At 56.6% G+C, this 18,959-nt stretch carries 17 protein-coding genes; 11 read left to right on the top strand and 6 right to left on the bottom strand.

The window, feature by feature from the left end; all coding sequences use genetic code 11:
* Positions 1–107 precede the first annotated feature (107 nt).
* From GHN86_RS16385 to GHN86_RS16365, 5 genes are all read left to right on the top strand, one after another.
* Positions 108–716: a LemA family protein gene (locus GHN86_RS16385; RefSeq protein WP_153378737.1), complete on the top strand. Its 609-nt coding sequence runs from the start codon at positions 108–110 to the stop codon at positions 714–716.
* A gap of 176 nt (positions 717–892) precedes the next feature.
* A complete protein-coding gene (locus tag GHN86_RS23900) occupies positions 893–1,627 on the top strand; it encodes a TPM domain-containing protein (protein ID WP_153378736.1) in 735 nt (244 codons plus the stop codon).
* A 28-nt stretch (positions 1,628–1,655) separates the two neighbouring features.
* Positions 1,656–2,270 (top strand): TPM domain-containing protein, encoded by a 615-nt coding sequence (locus tag GHN86_RS16375; protein ID WP_153378735.1) that lies wholly within the window; start codon positions 1,656–1,658, stop codon positions 2,268–2,270.
* Between the two features lie 105 nt (positions 2,271–2,375).
* Complete coding sequence (locus GHN86_RS16370; RefSeq protein WP_153378733.1) at positions 2,376–3,593, top strand: class I SAM-dependent methyltransferase; 1,218 nt, start codon at positions 2,376–2,378, stop codon at positions 3,591–3,593.
* Between the two features lie 116 nt (positions 3,594–3,709).
* On the top strand, positions 3,710–4,291 hold the full coding sequence (locus GHN86_RS16365) for a DJ-1/PfpI family protein (protein WP_153378732.1): 582 nt from the start codon (positions 3,710–3,712) through the stop codon (positions 4,289–4,291).
* 187 nt (positions 4,292–4,478) lie between these two features.
* Here the strand turns inward: GHN86_RS16365 and GHN86_RS16360 are convergent, their stop codons facing one another.
* From GHN86_RS16360 to GHN86_RS16345, 4 genes are all read right to left on the bottom strand, one after another.
* Positions 4,479–7,028, bottom strand: a complete 2,550-nt coding sequence (locus GHN86_RS16360; protein WP_153386936.1) for a TonB-dependent receptor — start codon at positions 7,026–7,028, stop codon at positions 4,479–4,481.
* 119 nt (positions 7,029–7,147) lie between these two features.
* A complete protein-coding gene (locus GHN86_RS16355) occupies positions 7,148–8,098 on the bottom strand; it encodes a FecR family protein (protein ID WP_153378728.1) in 951 nt (316 codons plus the stop codon).
* Complete coding sequence (locus tag GHN86_RS16350) at positions 8,095–8,634, bottom strand: RNA polymerase sigma factor (protein WP_153378727.1); 540 nt, start codon at positions 8,632–8,634, stop codon at positions 8,095–8,097. The genes GHN86_RS16355 and GHN86_RS16350 overlap by 4 nt, the downstream gene beginning before the upstream one ends.
* A 105-nt stretch (positions 8,635–8,739) precedes the next feature.
* A complete protein-coding gene (locus tag GHN86_RS16345; RefSeq protein WP_153386944.1) occupies positions 8,740–9,765 on the bottom strand; it encodes a DUF4917 family protein in 1,026 nt (341 codons plus the stop codon).
* Positions 9,766–9,902: 137 nt separating this feature from the next.
* On the opposite strand from GHN86_RS16345, the gene yiaY reads away from it, so the two are divergent.
* Positions 9,903–11,051 carry an L-threonine dehydrogenase gene (yiaY, locus tag GHN86_RS16340; RefSeq protein ID WP_153378726.1) on the top strand — a complete coding sequence of 383 codons (1,149 nt, stop codon included), beginning with the start codon at positions 9,903–9,905 and terminating at the stop codon, positions 11,049–11,051.
* Positions 11,052–11,234: 183 nt separating this feature from the next.
* On the opposite strand, the gene GHN86_RS16335 is transcribed toward yiaY, so the two are convergent.
* Positions 11,235–12,758 (bottom strand): fumarate hydratase, encoded by a 1,524-nt coding sequence (locus tag GHN86_RS16335; protein ID WP_153378725.1) that lies wholly within the window; start codon positions 12,756–12,758, stop codon positions 11,235–11,237.
* 353 nt (positions 12,759–13,111) lie between these two features.
* Between GHN86_RS16335 and GHN86_RS16330 the strand changes: the two genes are divergently transcribed.
* Both GHN86_RS16330 and GHN86_RS16325 read left to right on the top strand, forming a co-directional pair.
* Complete coding sequence (locus GHN86_RS16330) at positions 13,112–14,050, top strand: iron-sulfur-binding ferredoxin reductase (protein ID WP_323369278.1); 939 nt, start codon at positions 13,112–13,114, stop codon at positions 14,048–14,050.
* A 25-nt stretch (positions 14,051–14,075) separates the two neighbouring features.
* Positions 14,076–14,825 carry an enoyl-CoA hydratase-related protein gene (locus tag GHN86_RS16325; RefSeq protein ID WP_153378724.1) on the top strand — a complete coding sequence of 250 codons (750 nt, stop codon included), beginning with the start codon at positions 14,076–14,078 and terminating at the stop codon, positions 14,823–14,825.
* Positions 14,826–14,896: 71 nt separating this feature from the next.
* Here the strand turns inward: GHN86_RS16325 and pyk are convergent, their stop codons facing one another.
* Positions 14,897–16,348 (bottom strand): pyruvate kinase, encoded by a 1,452-nt coding sequence (pyk, locus tag GHN86_RS16320; RefSeq protein ID WP_122783091.1) that lies wholly within the window; start codon positions 16,346–16,348, stop codon positions 14,897–14,899.
* A gap of 186 nt (positions 16,349–16,534) precedes the next feature.
* Here pyk and GHN86_RS16315 point away from each other — a divergent pair, with 186 nt between their 5' ends.
* The 3 genes from GHN86_RS16315 (at position 16,535) to sbcB (ending at position 18,951) form a co-directional block, all read left to right on the top strand.
* Positions 16,535–16,918 carry a tetratricopeptide repeat protein gene (locus GHN86_RS16315; RefSeq protein ID WP_153378723.1) on the top strand — a complete coding sequence of 128 codons (384 nt, stop codon included), beginning with the start codon at positions 16,535–16,537 and terminating at the stop codon, positions 16,916–16,918.
* Positions 16,919–17,080: 162 nt separating this feature from the next.
* The gene (locus tag GHN86_RS16310; protein ID WP_153378722.1) at positions 17,081–17,425 is read left to right on the top strand and encodes a PilZ domain-containing protein; all 345 of its coding nucleotides are present in this window, start codon (positions 17,081–17,083) and stop codon (positions 17,423–17,425) included.
* A 74-nt stretch (positions 17,426–17,499) separates the two neighbouring features.
* Positions 17,500–18,951: an exodeoxyribonuclease I gene (sbcB, locus tag GHN86_RS16305; RefSeq protein ID WP_323369276.1), complete on the top strand. Its 1,452-nt coding sequence runs from the start codon at positions 17,500–17,502 to the stop codon at positions 18,949–18,951.
* Positions 18,952–18,959 lie beyond the last annotated feature (8 nt).

Raw genomic sequence — 18,959 nt, 5'->3', positions numbered from 1 at the left:
GACGAGCAATCCACTGCCGTTCGGAGAATTTGCGTTCAGGTTGAGGAGTTTTTGCGGGGTCAATGGTGTCTATGAACTCAATGAGAATAATGCGGAGCGACACAAACATGGGAATTCAGAGCATTAAAGCCTTGGGCTGGAAGGCCATCGCGTTGATGGCATTGACCAGTGTGCTGACCGGGTGCGGGATTAATACCATTCCAACCCTGGACGAACAGGTCAAAGCAGCCTGGTCACAAGTGCAGAACCAGTATCAGCGTCGGTCTGACCTGATTCCCAATCTGGTCGAAACCGTCAAGGGTGCAGCCAAACAAGAGAAGGCCACCTTGACCGCTGTTATTGAAGCGCGGGCCAAAGCGACCTCCATTCAGGTGGACGCCAGTACGCTGGACAATCCGGAAAAACTCAAACAGTTCCAGGATGCCCAGAACCAGCTGACGGGGGCGTTGAGCCGTCTGATGGTGGTGTCGGAGCGTTACCCGGATTTGAAATCCAACCAGAACTTCCTGTCGTTGCAATCGCAACTTGAGGGTACGGAAAATCGCATCAGCGTGGCGCGACGCGACTTTATTCTGGCCGTTGAACGCTACAACACCGAGATCCGCACCTTTCCGGGTCGTCTATGGCATGCCGTGATGTACAGCGACCTGCCGGTTCGTCCGACCTTCGAGGCTACGACTCCGGGCGCGGACAAAGCCCCAGAAGTGAAATTCTGATGGCTTGCCATTAGCCGCTGCCGAAGGCTGCGTTCGAGGGCGCAGCCGTCGCAAAATCAACGCTCGCGGTCTTGCAGAATAACCGCGTACTGACGTTTTACGATCGCTTCGCAATCGGACGCAGCCTGCGGCAGCTGCTACGGGGCTGTGATTTATCCTCAACTTTCGAGGTACTGATGCGCTTATCACAAACGGGGTTTGGCCTGCTGCTTTGGTTATGTCTGGCCACTGCGCAGGCGCTGACGTTTCCTGCACTCAGCGGCCGGGTGGTCGATGAGGGGCAGATGCTTGATCCCGCCACCCGCCAGCAATTGTCACAGAGCCTTGAAGCCCACGAAAAATCCACGGGCGAGCAAGTGGTCGTGGTCACTGTGCCGGATCTGCAAGGCGTTCCCATTGAGGATTTTGGCTATCAATTAGGCCGCGCCTGGGGCATCGGGCAAAAGGATAAAAACAACGGTGCATTACTGATCGTTGCCCGCGATGACCGCAAACTGCGTATTGAAGTCGGCTACGGCCTGGAAGACCGCCTCACCGATGCCCAGTCTTCGGTGATCATCAATCAGATCATCACCCCGGCCTTTAAAGCCGGTCAGTTCAGTCAAGGCATCAGCGCCGGGACGGCGGCTATTCTCCAAGTGCTGGGCGGTGATCCCTTGCCAGTGGCGTACGCCAGCGGGCAGGGCGATGGCAGTGATTTTGTAGGCGAACACCCCGGCATTGTCGTCCTGTTGTTTGTGTTGTTCGTCCTTGCCATGGCGGCGTGCCAGTTCTACGGCATCTGCACCTCGGGTGGTGGCGGCACGCGCGGCGGCGGCTTTGGCGGGGGTGGTTTTGGTGGCGGTGGAGGCGGAGGCTTTCGCGGGGGCGGCGGTAGTTTTGGCGGCGGCGGGGCTTCAGGCGGCTGGTAACTCACTTATTTAATGAGCATTGATCCTTATGGCTTTATTGACGCAACAGCAACAACAGCAGGTCGCGGAGGCGGTGACCCGTGCCGAGCAGCGCACCGACGCTGAAATCGTCACGGTACTGGCACCGCGCGCCGACGACTACAGCTACATCCCGCTGCTCTGGGCCAGCCTGATCGCCTTGCTGGTGCCGGCGGTGCTGCACTTCTTGAGCAGTGGCATGGCCATTTATTCTCTGCTGATGGCGCAGTGGGCCACTTTTGTGTTCCTTAGCCTGATCTTCCGCATCCCCGCGATCACCACCCGTCTGATTCCGCCGCGGGTAAGGTATTGGCGTGCGAGCAACCTGGCCCGCCGCCAGTTTCTCGAGCAAAAGTTGCACCAAACAGAAGGGCGTACCGGCGTGCTGATTTTTGTCAGCGAAGCCGAGCGTTACGTCGAAATTCTGGTGGATGAAGGCATTTCCCGCCATCTGGATGACAGCGATTGGGGCACGATAGTCAGCGATTTCACGCGCCGTGTAGCCCTTGGACATACGGCTGAAGGCTTTATTACCTGTATCGAGGCCTGTGCCGCGTTGCTGGAAAAGCACGTGCCGAGAACCCAGCCGCGTAATCAATTGCCGAATCGTTTGGTGCTCTTGTAAATATGGCCGCCTGAAATAAGCCCGTGCTCCTGGCGGCCAACACGCCTAAAATGGCCGCCATTCGTTTTTGATTTTCCCTCCTGCACCCCCGAGGCACCTTTTTCAATGTCAGTGACAGCTACCTCCGCCCCGTCTGCGCCGGATCATCGTGCGCAATTTTTGAGCCTGCTGGAAACCAGTCTGGCGCAAAACTCCTTTATCAAGCTGGTGCTGGCCAAGTACGTGGGCCCTGAGGCTGAGTTGCAGCGCATTATTATCAAGCAGGTGACGGTCAAGGATCAGCCTTGCCTGTCGTTTGTGTACCGCTACAAGACCCGCGATATCACTAAAAACTTCCCCCTCGACGAGGCCGTGGCCAACATCGCCGCGCTGTTGCCGGATGCGTTCAAGAATGCGCATTTGCTGACCCTGACCGACGAAGTGCAGCTGGAGTACAGCAAGAAGGGCAAAAGCTCGCTGTTCAAAGGTAAAAGCCAGCAAGAACGTGAGCTGCCATCGGCTGAGCACAACCGCGAGAAAAATCGCTTTGTGGATTTGACCCGACCGTTTCTGGCGGATTTGGGCGTCACCAACAAGCAGCAAGAACTGATCCCGGCGATGTCGCGCAAGTGGAAGCAGATCAACAAATTCATCGAGGTGTTTTCCCACGCCCTGAACAGCTCGCCACTCAAGCTCGATCAGCCGGTCAAGGTGGTGGATTTCGGTTCGGGTAAGGGTTATCTCACGTTCGCCATTCACGATTACCTGCGCCACAGCCTGCAAGCCGAAGGGCGGGTGACCGGTGTTGAGCTGCGCGAAGACATGGTGACGCTGTGCAATAACGCCGCCCAACGTCTGGAACACCCCGGTCTGACGTTCCAGCATGGTGATGTGCGCAGCTTTGCACCGACGCCGATTGACGTGATGATCGCGCTGCATGCCTGTGACATTGCTACTGATTACGCCATTCATATGGGCATTCGCTCGGGTGCAGCGATCATCATGTGTTCGCCTTGCTGCCATAAGCAGATTCGCCTGCAAATCCAGAGCCCGGCGCTGCTCAAGCCGATGCTGCAATACGGCCTGCACCTGGGTCAGCAGGCTGAAATGGTCACTGACAGCTTGCGTGCGTTGTACCTGGAAGCCTGCGGCTATGACACCAAAGTGTTTGAGTTCATCTCGCTGGAACACACCAACAAAAACAAAATGATCCTGGCAGTCAAGCGTGCCGAACCCCAGGACCCGGCGCAGTTGTTGGTGAAGATTCAAGAGCTGAAGGCGTTCTACAACATTCAGGAACATTGCCTCGAAACCCTGCTGCAAGCGGACGGTTTGCTCAAATAAGTCTGTAAGTCGCGTCTGGCAGGTACGTAGTACGTTGCTATTAACCGCACGGGCGCACAGGGTGTACCTTGGCTACTCTAAGTAGCTCAAGGTTCTACCCCACAGGAGCATGCGGCATGGCAGCGAAAAAAATTCTGATGCTGGTTGGCGATTACGTCGAAGACTACGAAGTGATGGTGCCGTTTCAGGCGCTGCAGATGGTGGGGCATCACGTGCATGCGGTGTGTCCGGGTAAAACCGCCGGTCAGACCGTGCGTACCGCCATTCACGACTTTGAAGGCGATCAGACCTACAGCGAAAAACCCGGTCATCTGTTTGCCCTGAATTTCGACTTCGACAAGGTCAAGGCCAGTGCTTATGACGCACTGGTGGTGCCGGGCGGCCGTGCGCCGGAATACCTGCGTTTGAATGAGAAGGTCCTGGAGCTGGTGCGTGAGTTCGACAAAGTGGGTAAACCCATTGCGGCGGTCTGTCATGGTGCACAACTGCTGGCGGCTGCGGGGACGCTCAAGGGCCGCGAGTGCAGTGCTTATCCCGCGTGTGCACCTGAAGTGCGTCTGGCCGGTGGCACCTTTATTGATATAGACGTGACCAAGGCGCACGTGCAAGGCAACTTGGCGACGGCGCCAGCCTGGCCTGCGCACCCGGCGTGGTTGGCGGCGTTTTTGGGGTTGCTCGGCACGCGGATCATTTTGTAACGGGTGATCCGGTACTTGGGTCAGGGCCGGGTGCAGAGGCCAGTGTTGAATAGGGTTTCGCGCTAGCCCTCACCCCAACCCTCTCCCGGAGGGAGAGGGAGCTGAATGGTGGCGTTACGCAGATCTGCTCTTAATCCCCTCTCCCTTTGGGAGAGGGCTAGGGTGAGGGTGCTTCTAAAAAGGTGCTTTAAAAGAACCGCGTCACGCTGATCTTGGCATTGCGCCCTTGGCTGTAGGCGTTATCACCACTGAGCATCGGCTGGTAGCTTTTATTGAACAGGTTATCCACGGTGAAATTGACCTCAGTGCCTTTCAGGTAACGCTGCTGCGGTATCCAGTTGGCAAACAGGCCTTGCACGTTATAGCCGTCGTTGGCGAATTGGTCGTAGTAACTGTCACCCAAGGCACTCAGCGGGTTACTGGAGTACTTGTCGCTCGGCAGCCGGTCGGTCTTGCGAACAAATTCACCTTTCCAGCCCACTCGCGCATCCCATGCCGGTATTTTGGTGCCCAGTACAGCAATCCATTTAGGCGCAGGAATGTCTCGCGCCCAGACATTGGGCCCCCAAGGGTTGGTGTAGGCCCCTTCGTGCTTGCCGGTCATCCATGCATACGACAATGAACCGAATACATACGTCGACTCGTAAAAACTTTCTACTTCAAAACCTTTGATGGTCACGCTGCCAATGTTGCGGTAATTCGGGATATTGCCCGGCCCGCAGTCTTTGGACACGCTGCCGCCGGGTGTCTGGGCGGCACAGCCAACGGCCGTGGCTTTGAAAATCTCATGGTCGACGGTGTTTTGAAACAACGTAGTACGGATCAGCGCGTGGTCGTTTTCGCCAAAAATCTGATCAAAGTTGGTGATGTTGCCCGCACGCCAGCCGGTGATTTCTTCAGGCTTCAAATCCATGCTGGTTGCCGTACGACTGCCAACACCTTGAAGTTCATATTGCTCATCGATCACCGGAGCACGCCAGGTTTTGCTGTAGTTGATAAACAGCGCTGTTTTCGGGGTTATCTTCCAGAAAGCAGACAGGCGGGGTGACCAGCCGGTGTAGGTTTTGTCACTGTAATCGTGACCCAACTCCGGGTGGTTGTAGAACGGCGCGTCGTTTTCTTCACCGCGATTACGTACGTGGTCGTAACGCAGGGAGGGCGTCAGGGTGAAGTTGCCCAGTGTGATTGCGTCCTCAACATAGAAGCTATTGGTATCGACCTTGCCCTTGGGCATGAAGTTGGGCTGGTAATGGCCGTAGTTGTATTTCTCGACTTCGTAGGTTTTGCCCGGCATCCACATGTCGACATCGCGCTCATGCTTGCGCAACTGCACGCCCGTGGTAAGGGCATGGTCCAGAGGGCCTGTGGGAAACAGGCTTACGTTCTCGACTTGAAGCATGTCGTCGGTGTAGCCGGTTTCCATTTTGCGTCCGCCGGTGGCGGGCTGAAAGTAAGCCTGTTCGCCGCGGGTGTCCGTCTGCTCGGTGTTGGAGTGCGAGTACTTCACCTCCAGGTTCACCAGCGGATTGTCGATGGGCTCATAGTTGTATTTGGCCGACCAGGTGGTGTCGATGGTCGAGCGGTTGGACAAGTAACGCTTGGAAGCAATGTCGTAGCCGTATTTGTCGATGTTGGCCTGGCTCGGCGGAGCCGGGTAGCTGATGGCCGAAAAAGGCACCCATAGATAGTTGTTCGAGCGCGAGTAAGACATCCCCACGCTGTGCTCGTCGTTGAGGTGCAGATTGAGCTTGAGCAGTTGCGCGTCAAGGTCCTGAGCGGTGTTGGGCAGGCGCTTGGGGTTGACCGGGTAGACGTTTTTGGGGTCGGGCATATGACCGGCCAGCTTCATGTCGTCGCCATCACGTTTGGTGTAATACACCAGTGCGTCGGCGCGGCCATCGTCGGTGCGGCCATACACGGCGCCGCTGTACACCTGTTGATGGTCGTTGCTGCTGTAGCCGTACTTGAGCATGGCGCCGGTGTTTTTGCCGTCTTCAAGCAAGTCCGGAGCGTCTTTGGTTTCCATGTGCACGGCGCCGGCAAAACCGCCATTGCCGGTGCGCACATCGTGGGGGCCTTTTTCGACTTCAAGGCGCTTGATCAGTTCGGGTTCGATAAAAATCGTGCCTTGCATATAACGCTCAAAGCCGCTTTTGGTCGCACCGTCCACGGTCATCTGCACGTCTTCGGCTTCACCCATGCCCCAGATATTGATGGTCTGACCGCCGGGTTTAAGCGAACCGCCCAAGTTGATGCCGGGCAATGTGGCCAACAAGCTGGGAATGTTGTTGGCTTGATAACGATTGATTTCGGTCTGAGTCATGGTCGACTTGCCGACGTTGCTGGAGTCAACTTCGTTGCCATTGCCCACCACGCTGACGGCGCTTAACTCCAGGCTGTTGCTGGTAGTGGTGGTCTCTTCCCTGGGGCGTACCACGTACGTGCGGTCGACCTGGATCAGGCTGAAATCGGTGTCTTTGAGCAATGCTTCAATAGCCGCCTTTGGCGTGTAGGTGCCTTTGAGGGCCGCGGCTTTCACATTGCGCAACAGCGCTTCATCGAACAACAATTGGATATTGGCGCGCTGCGCCACGTCACTCAGGGAGCTGGCCAGCGATTGCACCGGCAGTTGCAGCTGGATCGAGTCAGCGTGGGCGTACACGCTGAGCGCCATGCAGGCGGCGAGCAGCGTCGAGCGTGTGCAGAAGTGTGAGATGTGATGCGGTGCGCGAAACATGAAATCCCCCAGTGCGGCAACAAAGGCCAAAAAGTCATGCGTTAACAACGCAGACCAGAGGAAGACGCGGCACGGGGAAAAAACCACATATGCGAATGAAAAATATTCGCATATGTTTTTTAGCGGGGTTCGATGCGGATTTTCCCGTTGTCCAGCAGCACGGTTTTGACCGGGATAAGCGCGGGCAGGGCTTTGACCAACGCCAGCGGATCATTGACATCAAGATTGCCCGACACCTTGTAGCGACCCAGCGGTCCGTCAGCCAGTTGAATCACGCCGGGACGGTACAGGTCCAGCTCGTCCACCAGGCTGGCCAGCTCGCGATTGCGAAAGGACAGGTGACCACTGCGCCAATTGGCAATTTCACCCGCGCCGAGGGTTTGTTCCTGCAGCGTACCTTTGCTGTAGTCATAGGTGGCGCGTTGCTGCGCGCCGAGCAGCAATGCCTGGTTGGCGGCGGGCGCAAACGCAACCTGCCCGTGGGCGACACTGATCACCAGTTGGCGCGGGCTGCGGCGCACATCAAAGCCGGTGCCCACGACCTTGATTCGTGCGTCATCGGCATGCACCACCAGCGGGTGTTCTTTGTTGGCCGCGACCTCGATATAGAGCTGGCCCTGATCAAGATAAATATCGCGCTGCTGCGCGTTGAAATCGATGCGCAGCCGCGTGTTGGCGTTGACGTTCAAGGTGCTGCCGTCGGGCAATACAAGGGTTCGCGCACCTTGGCTCAACGTGGTAACGGTCTGTTGATGCAACGCTTGTGGTGTGCCGAGGTTGAGTGCAAACACCGCGCATAGCACCGCGGCGGCAGTGGCCAGCGCGAAAGAAGACGCCCGACGAAGCGGTTTTTTCACCGCCACAGGCTGGGGTGATGGCAGCGCCTGAAGTTCGCCCAGATCAGCCCACAGTGATTCAAATTCGTCGTAGGCCTGAGCGTTTGCCGGGTTGGCCTGCCAAACTTGAAACTCCTCGCGCACGTGTGCCGTGTGCTCATTGCGGTTACGGGCAAACCAGGTGGCCGCCTGCGCGTCGATGCTGTCGTTGTCGATTGATTGAAAAGGGCTCATTTTGGCTGCTCCTTGCCGTTGTCCCGTTGAAGGTGTTGCTTGCAATGCAACAAGGCAAAGGCAATGTGTTTTTCCACCATGCTGACGGAGATCCCCATGCGTTCGGCAATCTGTGCCTGACTCAAGCCTTCAAAACGATGCAGCATAAGGGCTTCGCGGCGACGGGGCGAGAGCTGTGCCAGCACCGTTTTGAGTTGCTCAAGGCGTTGCAGGCGGTGCGCAGCGGCCATCGGATCATCCCTCTCATCGCTCAAAGGCTCGGATTCACTGTCGATTTGCACGCTGTTCACGCTGTGTCGCACCTGCTGACGGCGCCAATGATCGCGCAACAGGTTGCGCGCCATCTGAAACAAAAAAGCCCGCGGTTGCTCGACCTTGGCCCGATCCTGATAACCCAGCCACTGGGTGAACACATCCTGTGTCATGTCAGCGGCATCGCTGGCGTTATCGGTACGCTTGCGCAAGAAGTGCAGAATCGGCGTATAGAGCTCGCGAAAGGATTCGGCCACCAGCGGGTCGGGTTTGAAGCGAGACATGTCAGTCCTTGTGGATGCTGCGATGCAAATAAGTCGCGAATGGTATCGAGAATTATTGCTATCTGTCTCGCTTGATTGTGGGTCATCTCGCCATGCAGGTGTTGCTTACACCTCTATCGGCACCGAATGCTGCGGATAACCCAATGGGTGAGTTTTGGCGTTATAGAAGCGTAATGTCAGCTTTTTGTCAGCAAATAGCGTCGCGTAGTGGTTTTTTTGAAAGCGAATAAACGCTTCACTGCGAGGGTAAATAGAGATGCACAACGTTTTCAGCGGAGCCTGGCGCAGTGCGTCGATCAAGTGCTGATCCTGCTCGCCCAGACTGTGGCCAAATAGGCACAGGGCGTCTTTATGAGTCATCAGTTGCTCAAGACAGTAGGACAGGTAGTCGCATTGGCGTATGGATTTGCGCTTGTCGTCGCTGCTGCTTTCGCTGATAAACAGTGGCACATCGTCCAGCGCGCTGATGGAGTGATTGATCGCAAAGTTGCTCAGCAACGTGGGCTGCGTGCCGGTGAGCTTGCGTGCTTTACCTTCCTGATTTTTGACCAGATGCAGGGCGCCGTGTAGATAGAGCACACGGGTGGCTTTGCTTTTGTTCAACGCGCCACTCAATTCGAAGGTGGCGGCGGCCGTGTCAAACAGATCGTTGAAGTTTTTCGGCGCCTGCATCATGGCCCAAGGGGCGAGCAGGTCGTAGTTGGAGCAGTACACCGTGGCATACCGCGCCAGTTCTTCGCTCCAGCAAGTCAGCGTGTCGGGCTGCATTAAACGCCACGGGATGTGCACGTCCTGCATGCTGTTGATCAGCGCTTCTTTAATGGCGTAGTAACGCTTGCGCGGCGAGGCGGAGTTGATCGCCAGTGCTTTGTTGACCTTGCTCGCCGTTTTAAGGGCGCTCAGCACCTGCTCAAAGTTTCGTGTATTCAGTGCTTCAAATACGCTGAGTTCGGTTTGGCTGAGGGGCTTTTCGGCAATGCTTTTGGTTTTTTCAAACAACGATTCGTAATAAAAGTCTTGCCATACGGCCATGCTTGCACCGTTACCCAGTAACAGCCCGCTGCACGGTGTGCTGGCGCTCAGGGCATTCCAGTCTTCTAGTTGGGCGTCAAATTCCTGGAAAGGAGTCATCACTAATAGGGTCTCAGGCCGTGGGCGGTGTAGGACTTTATCACGCTCATGTGTTGAGCCAGATCAACATTGCGCCATTCGGATTGGGTGAAGCTGTGAGGACCGATTTAGCCAGTGACCCGCCAAGAGGACTCGCCATGACCAGCACTTTCTTTATTCCTGCTGTAAACATTATGGGTAACGGTTGCCTTGATGAAGCCATGACTGCGATCAGCAACTATGGATTTCGTAACGCCTTGATCGTGACTGACGCCGGGTTGGCCAAGGCGGGTGTAGCCACGCTGATTGCTAAAAAGCTGGAGGAGCAGGACATAAACTCGGTGATTTTCGACGGCGCCAAGCCCAATCCGAGCATTGCCAACGTCGAAGCGGGTTTGAAGGTGCTCAAGCAGCATCAGTGTGACTTTATTGTGTCGCTGGGTGGTGGATCGCCCCATGACTGCGCCAAGGGGATTGCGCTATGCGCCACCAATGGCGGGCATATTCGCGATTACGAAGGGGTTGATCGCTCTGCCAAGCCGCAGCTGCCACTGGTTTCCATCAACACCACGGCAGGGACTGCCAGCGAGATGACGCGGTTTTGCATCATCACCGATGAAGAACGCCACGTGAAAATGGCCATTGTTGACCGCAACGTGACCCCGTTACTGTCGGTCAACGATCCTGAATTGATGGTGGCGATGCCTAAAGGGCTGACGGCAGCCACGGGCATGGACGCACTGACTCACGCCATCGAAGCCTACGTGTCGACGGCGGCCAATCCGATTACCGATGCGTGTGCGATCAAGGCGATGGAGTTGATCAGCCAGAATTTGCGTCAAGCAGTGAATGACGGCAAGGACCTGACGGCGCGGGAGAATATGGCCTACGCGCAGTTCCTCGCCGGGATGGCGTTTAACAATGCGTCGTTGGGTTTTGTGCATGCGATGGCGCACCAGTTGGGCGGTTTCTACGATTTGCCACACGGGGTGTGTAACGCGGTGCTGTTGCCTCATGTGCAAACCTTTAACGCCACTGTGTGTGCGGCTCGCCTGACTGATGTAGCGCAAGCAATGGGTGCCGATGTGAGCGGTTTGAGCCCGGAAGAGGGTGCTCAAGCAGCCATTGCGGCCATTCGGACCTTGGCCAAGGATGTTGATATCCCTGCCGGTTTGCGTGATTTGGGGGCCAAAGTGGAAGATATTCCGTTGCTGGCGACCAATGCGCTGAAAGATGCGTGTGGCTTTACCAATCCACGTAAGGCAGATCAGGCGCAGATTGAGGAAATTTTCCGGAATGCGTTTTGACAGTTTTGCCCTCACCCCAACCCTCTCCCGGAGGGAGAGGGGGCTGATTTGAGGCGTTGCGCAGATTTGCTTTTGCTTTAAGTCCCCTCTCCCTCTGGGAGAGGGCTAGGGTGAGGGTGTTTTTGACCAGCAAAAAAAGGCCGGGCTATTAACCCGGCCTTTTCGTGTCTAACGTGTCCGTGCTTATTGCACTTCTACCGCCAGGCTTTCACTGATTTTCTTCTGCCAGATGGCCGGGCCGGTAATGTGTACCGACTCGCCCTTGCTGTCGACTGCCACGGTCACGGGCATGTCTTTAACGTCAAACTCGTAAATCGCTTCCATGCCCAATTCGGCAAAGGCCACCACGCGTGACTTCTTGATGGCCTGAGCCACCAGGTACGCTGCACCGCCCACGGCCATCAAGTACACGGCTTTGTGCTCTTTAATGGCTTCGATCGCGGTAGGGCCGCGCTCGGATTTGCCGATCATGCCCAGCAGGCCGGTCTGATCAAGAATCTGACGGGTGAACTTGTCCATCCGCGTAGCGGTCGTCGGGCCTGCGGGGCCAACCACTTCGTCACGCACCGGATCAACCGGGCCTACGTAGTAGATGAAGCGACCCTTGAGGTCCACCGGCAAGGTTTCACCCTTGTTCAGCATTTCAACCATGCGTTTGTGCGCCGCGTCACGACCGGTGAGCATTTTGCCGTTCAGCAGCACGGTTTCGCCCGGCTTCCAGCTCTGCACGTCTTCTGGGGTCAGGGTGTCGAGGTTGACACGGCGGGCGGACGGGCCAGCTTCCCAAACGATTTCCGGGTAAGCGTCCAGCGGCGGTGCTTCGAGGGCTGCCGGGCCGGAGCCGTCCAGTACGAAGTGGGCGTGACGAGTGGCAGCGCAGTTGGGGATCATGCACACCGGCAGCGAAGCTGCGTGGGTCGGGTAATCCATGATTTTGACGTCAAGCACGGTGGTCAGACCGCCCAGGCCCTGAGCGCCGATGCCCAGTTGGTTGACCTTTTCGAACAGCTCGATGCGCATCTCTTCGATACGGTTGGACGGGCCGCGCTTGATCAGGTCGTGAATGTCGATGGACTCCATCAACACTTCCTTGGCCATCACCGCGGCTTTTTCCGCCGTACCGCCAATGCCGATGCCGAGCATGCCCGGTGGGCACCAGCCCGCGCCCATGGTCGGAACGGTTTTGAGCACCCAGTCAACGATCGAGTCGGACGGGTTGAGCATGGCCATTTTCGACTTGTTTTCGGAACCACCACCCTTGGCGGCGACGTCCACTTCCACGGTGTTGCCCGGAACGATGGAGTAGTGGATAACGGCCGGGGTATTGTCCTTGGTGTTGCGGCGAGCACCGGCCGGGTCGGCCAGAATCGAGGCGCGCAGGACGTTTTCAGGCAGGTTGTAAGCGCGACGCACGCCTTCGTTGATCATGTCGTCCAGGCCCATGGTGGCGCCATCCCAGCGCACGTCCATGCCCACACGCACGAACACGGTGACGATGCCGGTGTCCTGACAAATCGGGCGGTGGCCGGTGGCACACATGCGCGAGTTGATCAGGATTTGCGCCATCGAGTCACGGGCCGCTGGCGATTCTTCGCGCAGGTAGGCTTCGTGCATGGCCTGGATGAAGTCCACGGGGTGGTAGTAGGAAATGAATTGCAGGGCGTCAGCTACGCTCTGAATCAGGTCGTCTTGCTTGATCACGGTCATGGGTCGCGCTCCTCTATAAGACGGGAACATACAATCAATAAGGTGTTTGCGACCTTGGTGCATCGGTCTGTCGAAAACATCTTTGCTAGGCCTGCCGGGCACGCATGACCGGCACAAAAACGGCGCGGCAGTATAACCCGGTACAGGTGTTGATACACCCGCAGAGCGTCAAACGAAAGTAGGGGGGCGTTGAGCGATTCAACCGTAGCAGTTGCCGAAGGCTACGTCCGATGGCGAAGCCGTCGTAGAATCGGCCATCGCGGACTTTCATTCAGGCCGTATTTTCAGTTTTTACGATCGCTGCGCAATCGGACGTAGCCTTCGGCAACTGCTACGAATCAGGAGTCCCCCAAGTGCCCCAGCTCTACGTCGCCGATCAACACTGGACGGTGCCTGAACACGCCAACGTGCTCGATAGCTTGAATCAAGCCGGCATAGCGGTGCCTTACAGTTGCCGCGCTGGCAGTTGCCATGCGTGTCTGGTGCGCTGTGTGCAAGGTGAACCGGCAGACCTCAAGCCTGAAGCCCTGACCCGGACACAGCGAGAGCAAGGCTGGCGCCTGGCTTGCCAATGCCAGGTGGTCGACGATCTGCACATTGAGGTGTTTGATCCGCGTCGTGATGGCGTGCCTGGCGAAGTGCTGTCTGTCGATTGGCTCAGTCCCACGGTATTGCGCCTGCGTCTGACACCGCAACGGCCATTGCGTTATCGGGCGGGCCAGCATCTGGTGTTATGGGCCGATAACCACATCGCTCGCCCTTATTCGCTGGCCAGTCTGCCGGACGAAGACCGTTTTCTCGAGTTTCACCTCGACTGCGCCCATCCCGGTGAGTTTGTCGATGCGGCCAGAGCATTCAACGTGGGCGATGAGGTACGTTTGGGCGAGTTGCGCGGCGGTGCATTGCGCTACGATCCTGATTGGCAAGAACATCCCCTTTGGCTGATGGCCTCCGGTACGGGGCTGGGGCCATTGTTTGGCGTATTACGCGAGGCATTGCGTCAGGATCATCAAGGCCCGATCCGTTTGGTGCATGTGGCCCGTGATGAGCAGGAGCACTACCTGAAAAATGATTTGCTGGCCTTGACGCACATCCACCCCAACATCGAACTCGAGTTCATTGAGCGCAGCCAGTTGCCTGATTTTCTAGTCCGGATGCGGCTTGCTTCACGTCAGACCCGCGCTCTAGTCTGTGGTCACCCGGACAGCGTCGAGGCATTCGCCAAGCGATTATTTCTGGCCGGGCTGGGGCGCAATCAACTGATGGCGGATGCCTTTGTGACCCGTAGTTGAGCGCCGTTTTCAGAGGGGGGTGGGCATGACGCAAGACATCATTGTTGAGCGCGAAGGTGCGGTGTTGACGTTACAGCTCAATCGCACGAACAAGAAAAACGCGTTGACCCGCGAAATGTACAGCGTGCTGGCGAAGGCTTTCGAGCAGGCCGATGCGGATGATTCGGTGCATGCAGTGCTGCTGACGGGCTCCGCGGAGTGCTTCACCAGTGGCAACGATATTGGTGATTTTCTGGAGCAGCCGCCGGTGGATATGCACAGCCCGGTGTTTTGCTTTATGCGCAGCCTGCTGGAATGTCGCAAGCCGGTAGTGGCGGCTGTGGCAGGTGCTGCTGTGGGTATCGGCACAACCTTGTTGCTGCATTGCGACCTGGTGTATGTCAGCACCGATGCACGTTTGCGCATGCCCTTCGTTAATTTGGGGCTAAGCCCGGAGTTCGGTTCAAGTCTGTTGCTGGCGCAGGTGGTCGGGCCGGTGAGGGCGGCGCAGTTGTTATTGCTGGGTGACGGCTTCAGTGGCGAGCAGGCGGCCGAGTGGGGGCTTGCCAATGCGGCATTACCAACCGGTGTAGCAGCGATTGAAAAAGCCCGTGAAGCAGCGCAACGCTTGGCCCATTTGCCCGCCGCTGCGGTACAGGACAGTAAGCGTCTGATCAAAGCACCAGGGCGCGCGCAATTACGTCAGGTGATTGAAGATGAGAGCTGGCTGTTTATTCAGCGGCTGAATTCGCCTGAGGCGGTGGCAGCGTTGTCGGGGTTTATGAATAAGGCATAAGGCATCTTCTTTAAATGGAAAAGCCCCGCCTGATTGCTCAGGCGGGGCTTTTGGCTTCGGCCGGTTAAGGCTTAAACCATTTTGTCGCCGACATGCAGAATCTTCATGCCGTTGGTGCCACCGATGGTGTGGTAGCTGTCGCCCTTGGTCAGGATGACCCAGTCGCCTTTTTCAACGACGCCGCGCTTGAGCAGTTCGTCGATGGCAGCTTGGCTGACCTGTTCTGGCGGCAACGAAGCCGGATCGAACGGTACGGTGTAAACACCGCGGAACATAGCGGCGCGGGCTTGGGTTTCGCGGTGCGGGGAGAACGCGTAGATCGGCACCGAGGAACGAATACGCGACATGATCAGTGGCGTATAACCACTTTCGGTCAGGGCGATGATCGCTTTGACACCCGGGAAGTGATTGGCGGTGTACATGGCCGCCAGCGCAATGCTCTGGTCACAGCTTTCGAACGTCTTGCCGATACGGTGGCTTGAGGTTTTGCTGGTCGGGTGCTTTTCAGCGCCGACACAGATACGCGCCATGGCCTGCACTGCTTCCAGCGGGTATGCACCGGCAGCACTTTCAGCCGAAAGCATCACGGCGTCGGTGTAGTCGAGAACGGCGTTGGCAACATCGGACACTTCGGCGCGAGTTGGCATCGGGTTCTGGATCATCGACTCCATCATCTGCGTTGCCACGATCACCGCTTTGTTGTGGCGGCGTGCGTGCAGGATGATTTTTTTCTGGATGCCGACCAGTTCAGCGTCGCCGATTTCAACGCCCAGATCGCCACGGGCAACCATGACCGCGTCACTGGCCTTGATCAGGCCGTCGAGGGTTTCGTCATCAGCAACGGCTTCGGCGCGTTCAATCTTCGCCACCAGCCAAGCGGTGCCTCCGGCTTCGTCGCGCAGTTGGCGGGCGTATTCCATGTCCGCAGCGTCGCGCGGGAATGAAACAGCCAGATAGTCGACCTGCATTTCTGCGGCCAGCTTGATGTCAGCCTTGTCTTTTTCAGTCAGGGCCGGGGCAGTCAAGCCGCCGCCGCGACGGTTGATGCCTTTGTGGTCCGACAGCGGGCCGCCGATCAGCACGGTGCAATGCAGCGCGTCGTCGGTGGCGGTGTCGACGCGCATCACCACACGGCCGTCATCGAGCAGCAGTTCGTCGCCGACGCCGCAATCTTTAACCAAATCCGGGTAGTCGATGCCGACCACTTGCTGGTTGCCTTCGGTCAACGGATGGCTGGTGGAGAAGGTGAATTGATCACCGACTTTCAGCTCGATCTTTTTGTTGGCGAATTTGGCGATACGAATTTTCGGGCCTTGCAGGTCACCCAGCAAGGCAACGAAGCGGCCATGCTTGGCGGCGATGTCGCGCACCAGCTTGGCACGGGCCTTATGCTCATCGGGAGTGCCGTGGGAGAAGTTCAGACGGGCAACGTCCAGGCCAGCCAGAATCAGCTGTTCCAGCATTTCCGGTGAGTTGCTGGCAGGGCCAAGGGTGGCAACGATTTTAGTTCGACGAACAGACATGCAAAGACTCCTGAGTTCAAGCGCTGCCAAAGGCTACTATGGTCTTTGGCTGTAGTCATTGTTCCTCTGCACTACTTTAGGCTTAAGTTGTGGTGCATACGGTCTGTGGAAGTTTTGTCGGGTTCCTGTAAAGGCGTCAAGAATTTGCCCGTGGGGTCGATACAAGGTTTAGAACAGGAGATACCCATGCGCTTTTTACTCGTTTTGTTGGTGGCCGGCAGTATGGTCGGTTGCACCCGGTGGTCGATGAATCACCATCTCAATAGCGCTTATCGCGCCTATGACCAAGGCAACTGCGAGGCGGTGATGCTGGAGCTGTCCGAAGTGGATCGCGAAAGCCGAAACCGTCCTTATATCTGGCCACAAACGGCGATGATGCGTGGGCTGTGCCTGGAGCGTACGAAGTTTTATCTGGATGCTGGCCAGACTTATCAATGGATCATCAACGAGTTTCCGAAGAGTGAATGGGCCTATCGGGCCAAGGCGCGGATTGAGACACTGCGTATTCTCAAGTTCATTCCCGGTCCTGCAAACAACCAAGCTATTACGACCCTTCCGGGCACTATTTGACGCTATAAACATTTTTCTGGCCAATAGCCATCAAGCGACTATTCTCAAAATGTTTACACGGGTAAACATAAAAAGAGCGTCGCTGGATGTCTTTTATTCCTGTTATCGGGCATTTCACGCAGGTGCGGCCCTGCTTCTATGCCTTCCTATAGTGATGTCACCATGATTATTGAACGTGGTATCCAGCGTCATCAATTGACGTTTTTTTTGAACGTATTCAACCGGATAACGGATAAACCCATAGGGCATTTGGGCGGGGTTTCAGAAGGCGGTTTGATGCTGTTCAGTCACCTGCCGTTTCTGGTGGATGCCACTTTTGACCTGCGGCACAAGCTTCCTGGGCAGGTCATTGATCTGAAAGCGCGCAGTCTGTGGTCATACGAAGATGTGACGCCGCATCACTATGATTCAGGTTTTGTGCTGTATGAGCCACCTGTCGAGTACCGGGTGCTGATCCGTTCTTTGCGCCAATATTTCAGTTTCCAGCCGTGGCAGGCTCCCGCTTAAGCTCGGCGCGTGGGGCTGGTCTTGATCGGGCTTGAACGCCTAGACTGAACAGGTCAACTGTTCAGGAACACCCCGTGACCTCAATTTTTTGGTACGACTACGAAACCACCGGCATTAATCCGCGCTGCGATCGAGCTGTACAAGTGGCTGGTATCCGTACCGATGCCGATCTTAATGAGATTGATCAGCCGCTTAACCTCTACTGCCAGCCCGCCGACGATATTCTTCCTCATCCCATGGCTTGCCTTATAACCGGCATTAGCCCCAGTCGTCTGGAAGACCGCGGTCTGGGCGAAGCCGAATTCATGACCCGTACTCATGCGCAATTGGCGCAACCGGGTACGTGTGGCGCTGGATATAACTCCTTGCGCTTCGATGATGAAGTCACGCGCTACAGCCTGTATCGAAACTTTTTTGACCCTTACGCTCGCGAATGGCAAGGGGGTAATACGCGCTGGGATTTGATTGATGTGGTGCGCGCGGCCTATGCCTTGCGCCCTGAAGGGATTGTCTGGCCTGAGGAAGAAGGGCGGGTAACACTCAAGCTCGAACGGCTCACAGCGGCCAATGGCATCGACCACGGCCAGGCGCACGATGCGTTATCCGACGTGCGGGCAACGATTGCTTTGGCCAGATTGATCCGTGACAAGCAGCCCAAGTTGTATGAGTGGTTATTCAATCAGCGAACCAAACAACGCGTACTTGATCAAGTTCGCTTATTGCAACCGATGGTGCATATATCCGGACGCTTTTCAGCGGCCAAGCATTATGTGGGGGTGGTATTACCCTTGGCGTGGCACCCCAAAAATCGCAATGCACTGATTGTGTGCGACCTGCACTATGACCCTCAGCCTTTACTGGACATGGACGCGGGGGCTTTGCGCCAATTGCTTTATACGCGCCGCGAAGATTTACCGGCCGGTCAATTACCCATTGGGCTAAAGCTGATACACGTTAATCGCTGCCCGGTGGTCGCGCCGATGAAAGTTTTGCGAGCACAGGATCAAGCGCGTCTGCAGTTGGACATGTCCGAGTATCAGGCGCGCGCCGCCCGTCTAATTGAAGCCGCACAAGTTTGGCAAGACAAGTTAGCGATTATTTATGCCAGTGAAGACTTCACCCCCAGTGAAGACCCTGAACAACAGTTGTATGACGGCTTTCTGGGTGAGCGAGATCGTCAATTATGCGAGCGTGTTCGGCTCAGTGATCCGGAGCAATTAGGCAAAGATGCGTGGCCTTTTGATGATGCGCGATTACCGGAATTATTATTCAGGTACCGTGCACGGAACTTTCCCCATACCTTGAGTGAGCAAGAGCAACAACGTTGGCAAGTATTCTGCCAACAACGATTGACTGACCCTGTCAAAGGCGCCCCTCTGACGCTGGACGGCTTCATGAAGGCTGCGCAAGAACTGTCCCGCAGTGCTACACCTGCCCAGCTAAAGCTGTTGGATGAGTGGCAGCGTTATGCTGTGAGGTTGAGCCGTCGTCTTGGATTGGCTGAGCAAGGGCAGGATCAAGGGTAAAAACCAGG

This window comes from Pseudomonas helleri (genome assembly GCF_009600315.1).
Lineage (GTDB): Bacteria > Pseudomonadota > Gammaproteobacteria > Pseudomonadales > Pseudomonadaceae > Aquipseudomonas > Aquipseudomonas helleri_A.
The sequence above is the reverse complement of the archived record's forward strand: the minus strand, read 5'-3'. Positions and strand labels throughout refer to the sequence as shown.

Coding starts and splice junctions, on each gene's coding strand:
- GHN86_RS16385 (WP_153378737.1), top strand. CDS start 108: ATGGGAATTCAGAGCATTAAAGCCTTGGGCTGGAAGGCCATCGCGTTG.
- GHN86_RS23900 (WP_153378736.1), top strand. CDS start 893: ATGCGCTTATCACAAACGGGGTTTGGCCTGCTGCTTTGGTTATGTCTG.
- GHN86_RS16375 (WP_153378735.1), top strand. CDS start 1,656: ATGGCTTTATTGACGCAACAGCAACAACAGCAGGTCGCGGAGGCGGTG.
- GHN86_RS16370 (WP_153378733.1), top strand. CDS start 2,376: ATGTCAGTGACAGCTACCTCCGCCCCGTCTGCGCCGGATCATCGTGCG.
- GHN86_RS16365 (WP_153378732.1), top strand. CDS start 3,710: ATGGCAGCGAAAAAAATTCTGATGCTGGTTGGCGATTACGTCGAAGAC.
- GHN86_RS16360 (WP_153386936.1), bottom strand. CDS start 7,028: ATGTTTCGCGCACCGCATCACATCTCACACTTCTGCACACGCTCGACG.
- GHN86_RS16355 (WP_153378728.1), bottom strand. CDS start 8,098: ATGAGCCCTTTTCAATCAATCGACAACGACAGCATCGACGCGCAGGCG.
- GHN86_RS16350 (WP_153378727.1), bottom strand. CDS start 8,634: ATGTCTCGCTTCAAACCCGACCCGCTGGTGGCCGAATCCTTTCGCGAG.
- GHN86_RS16345 (WP_153386944.1), bottom strand. CDS start 9,765: ATGACTCCTTTCCAGGAATTTGACGCCCAACTAGAAGACTGGAATGCC.
- yiaY (WP_153378726.1), top strand. CDS start 9,903: ATGACCAGCACTTTCTTTATTCCTGCTGTAAACATTATGGGTAACGGT.
- GHN86_RS16335 (WP_153378725.1), bottom strand. CDS start 12,758: ATGACCGTGATCAAGCAAGACGACCTGATTCAGAGCGTAGCTGACGCC.
- GHN86_RS16325 (WP_153378724.1), top strand. CDS start 14,076: ATGACGCAAGACATCATTGTTGAGCGCGAAGGTGCGGTGTTGACGTTA.
- pyk (WP_122783091.1), bottom strand. CDS start 16,348: ATGTCTGTTCGTCGAACTAAAATCGTTGCCACCCTTGGCCCTGCCAGC.
- GHN86_RS16315 (WP_153378723.1), top strand. CDS start 16,535: ATGCGCTTTTTACTCGTTTTGTTGGTGGCCGGCAGTATGGTCGGTTGC.
- GHN86_RS16310 (WP_153378722.1), top strand. CDS start 17,081: ATGATTATTGAACGTGGTATCCAGCGTCATCAATTGACGTTTTTTTTG.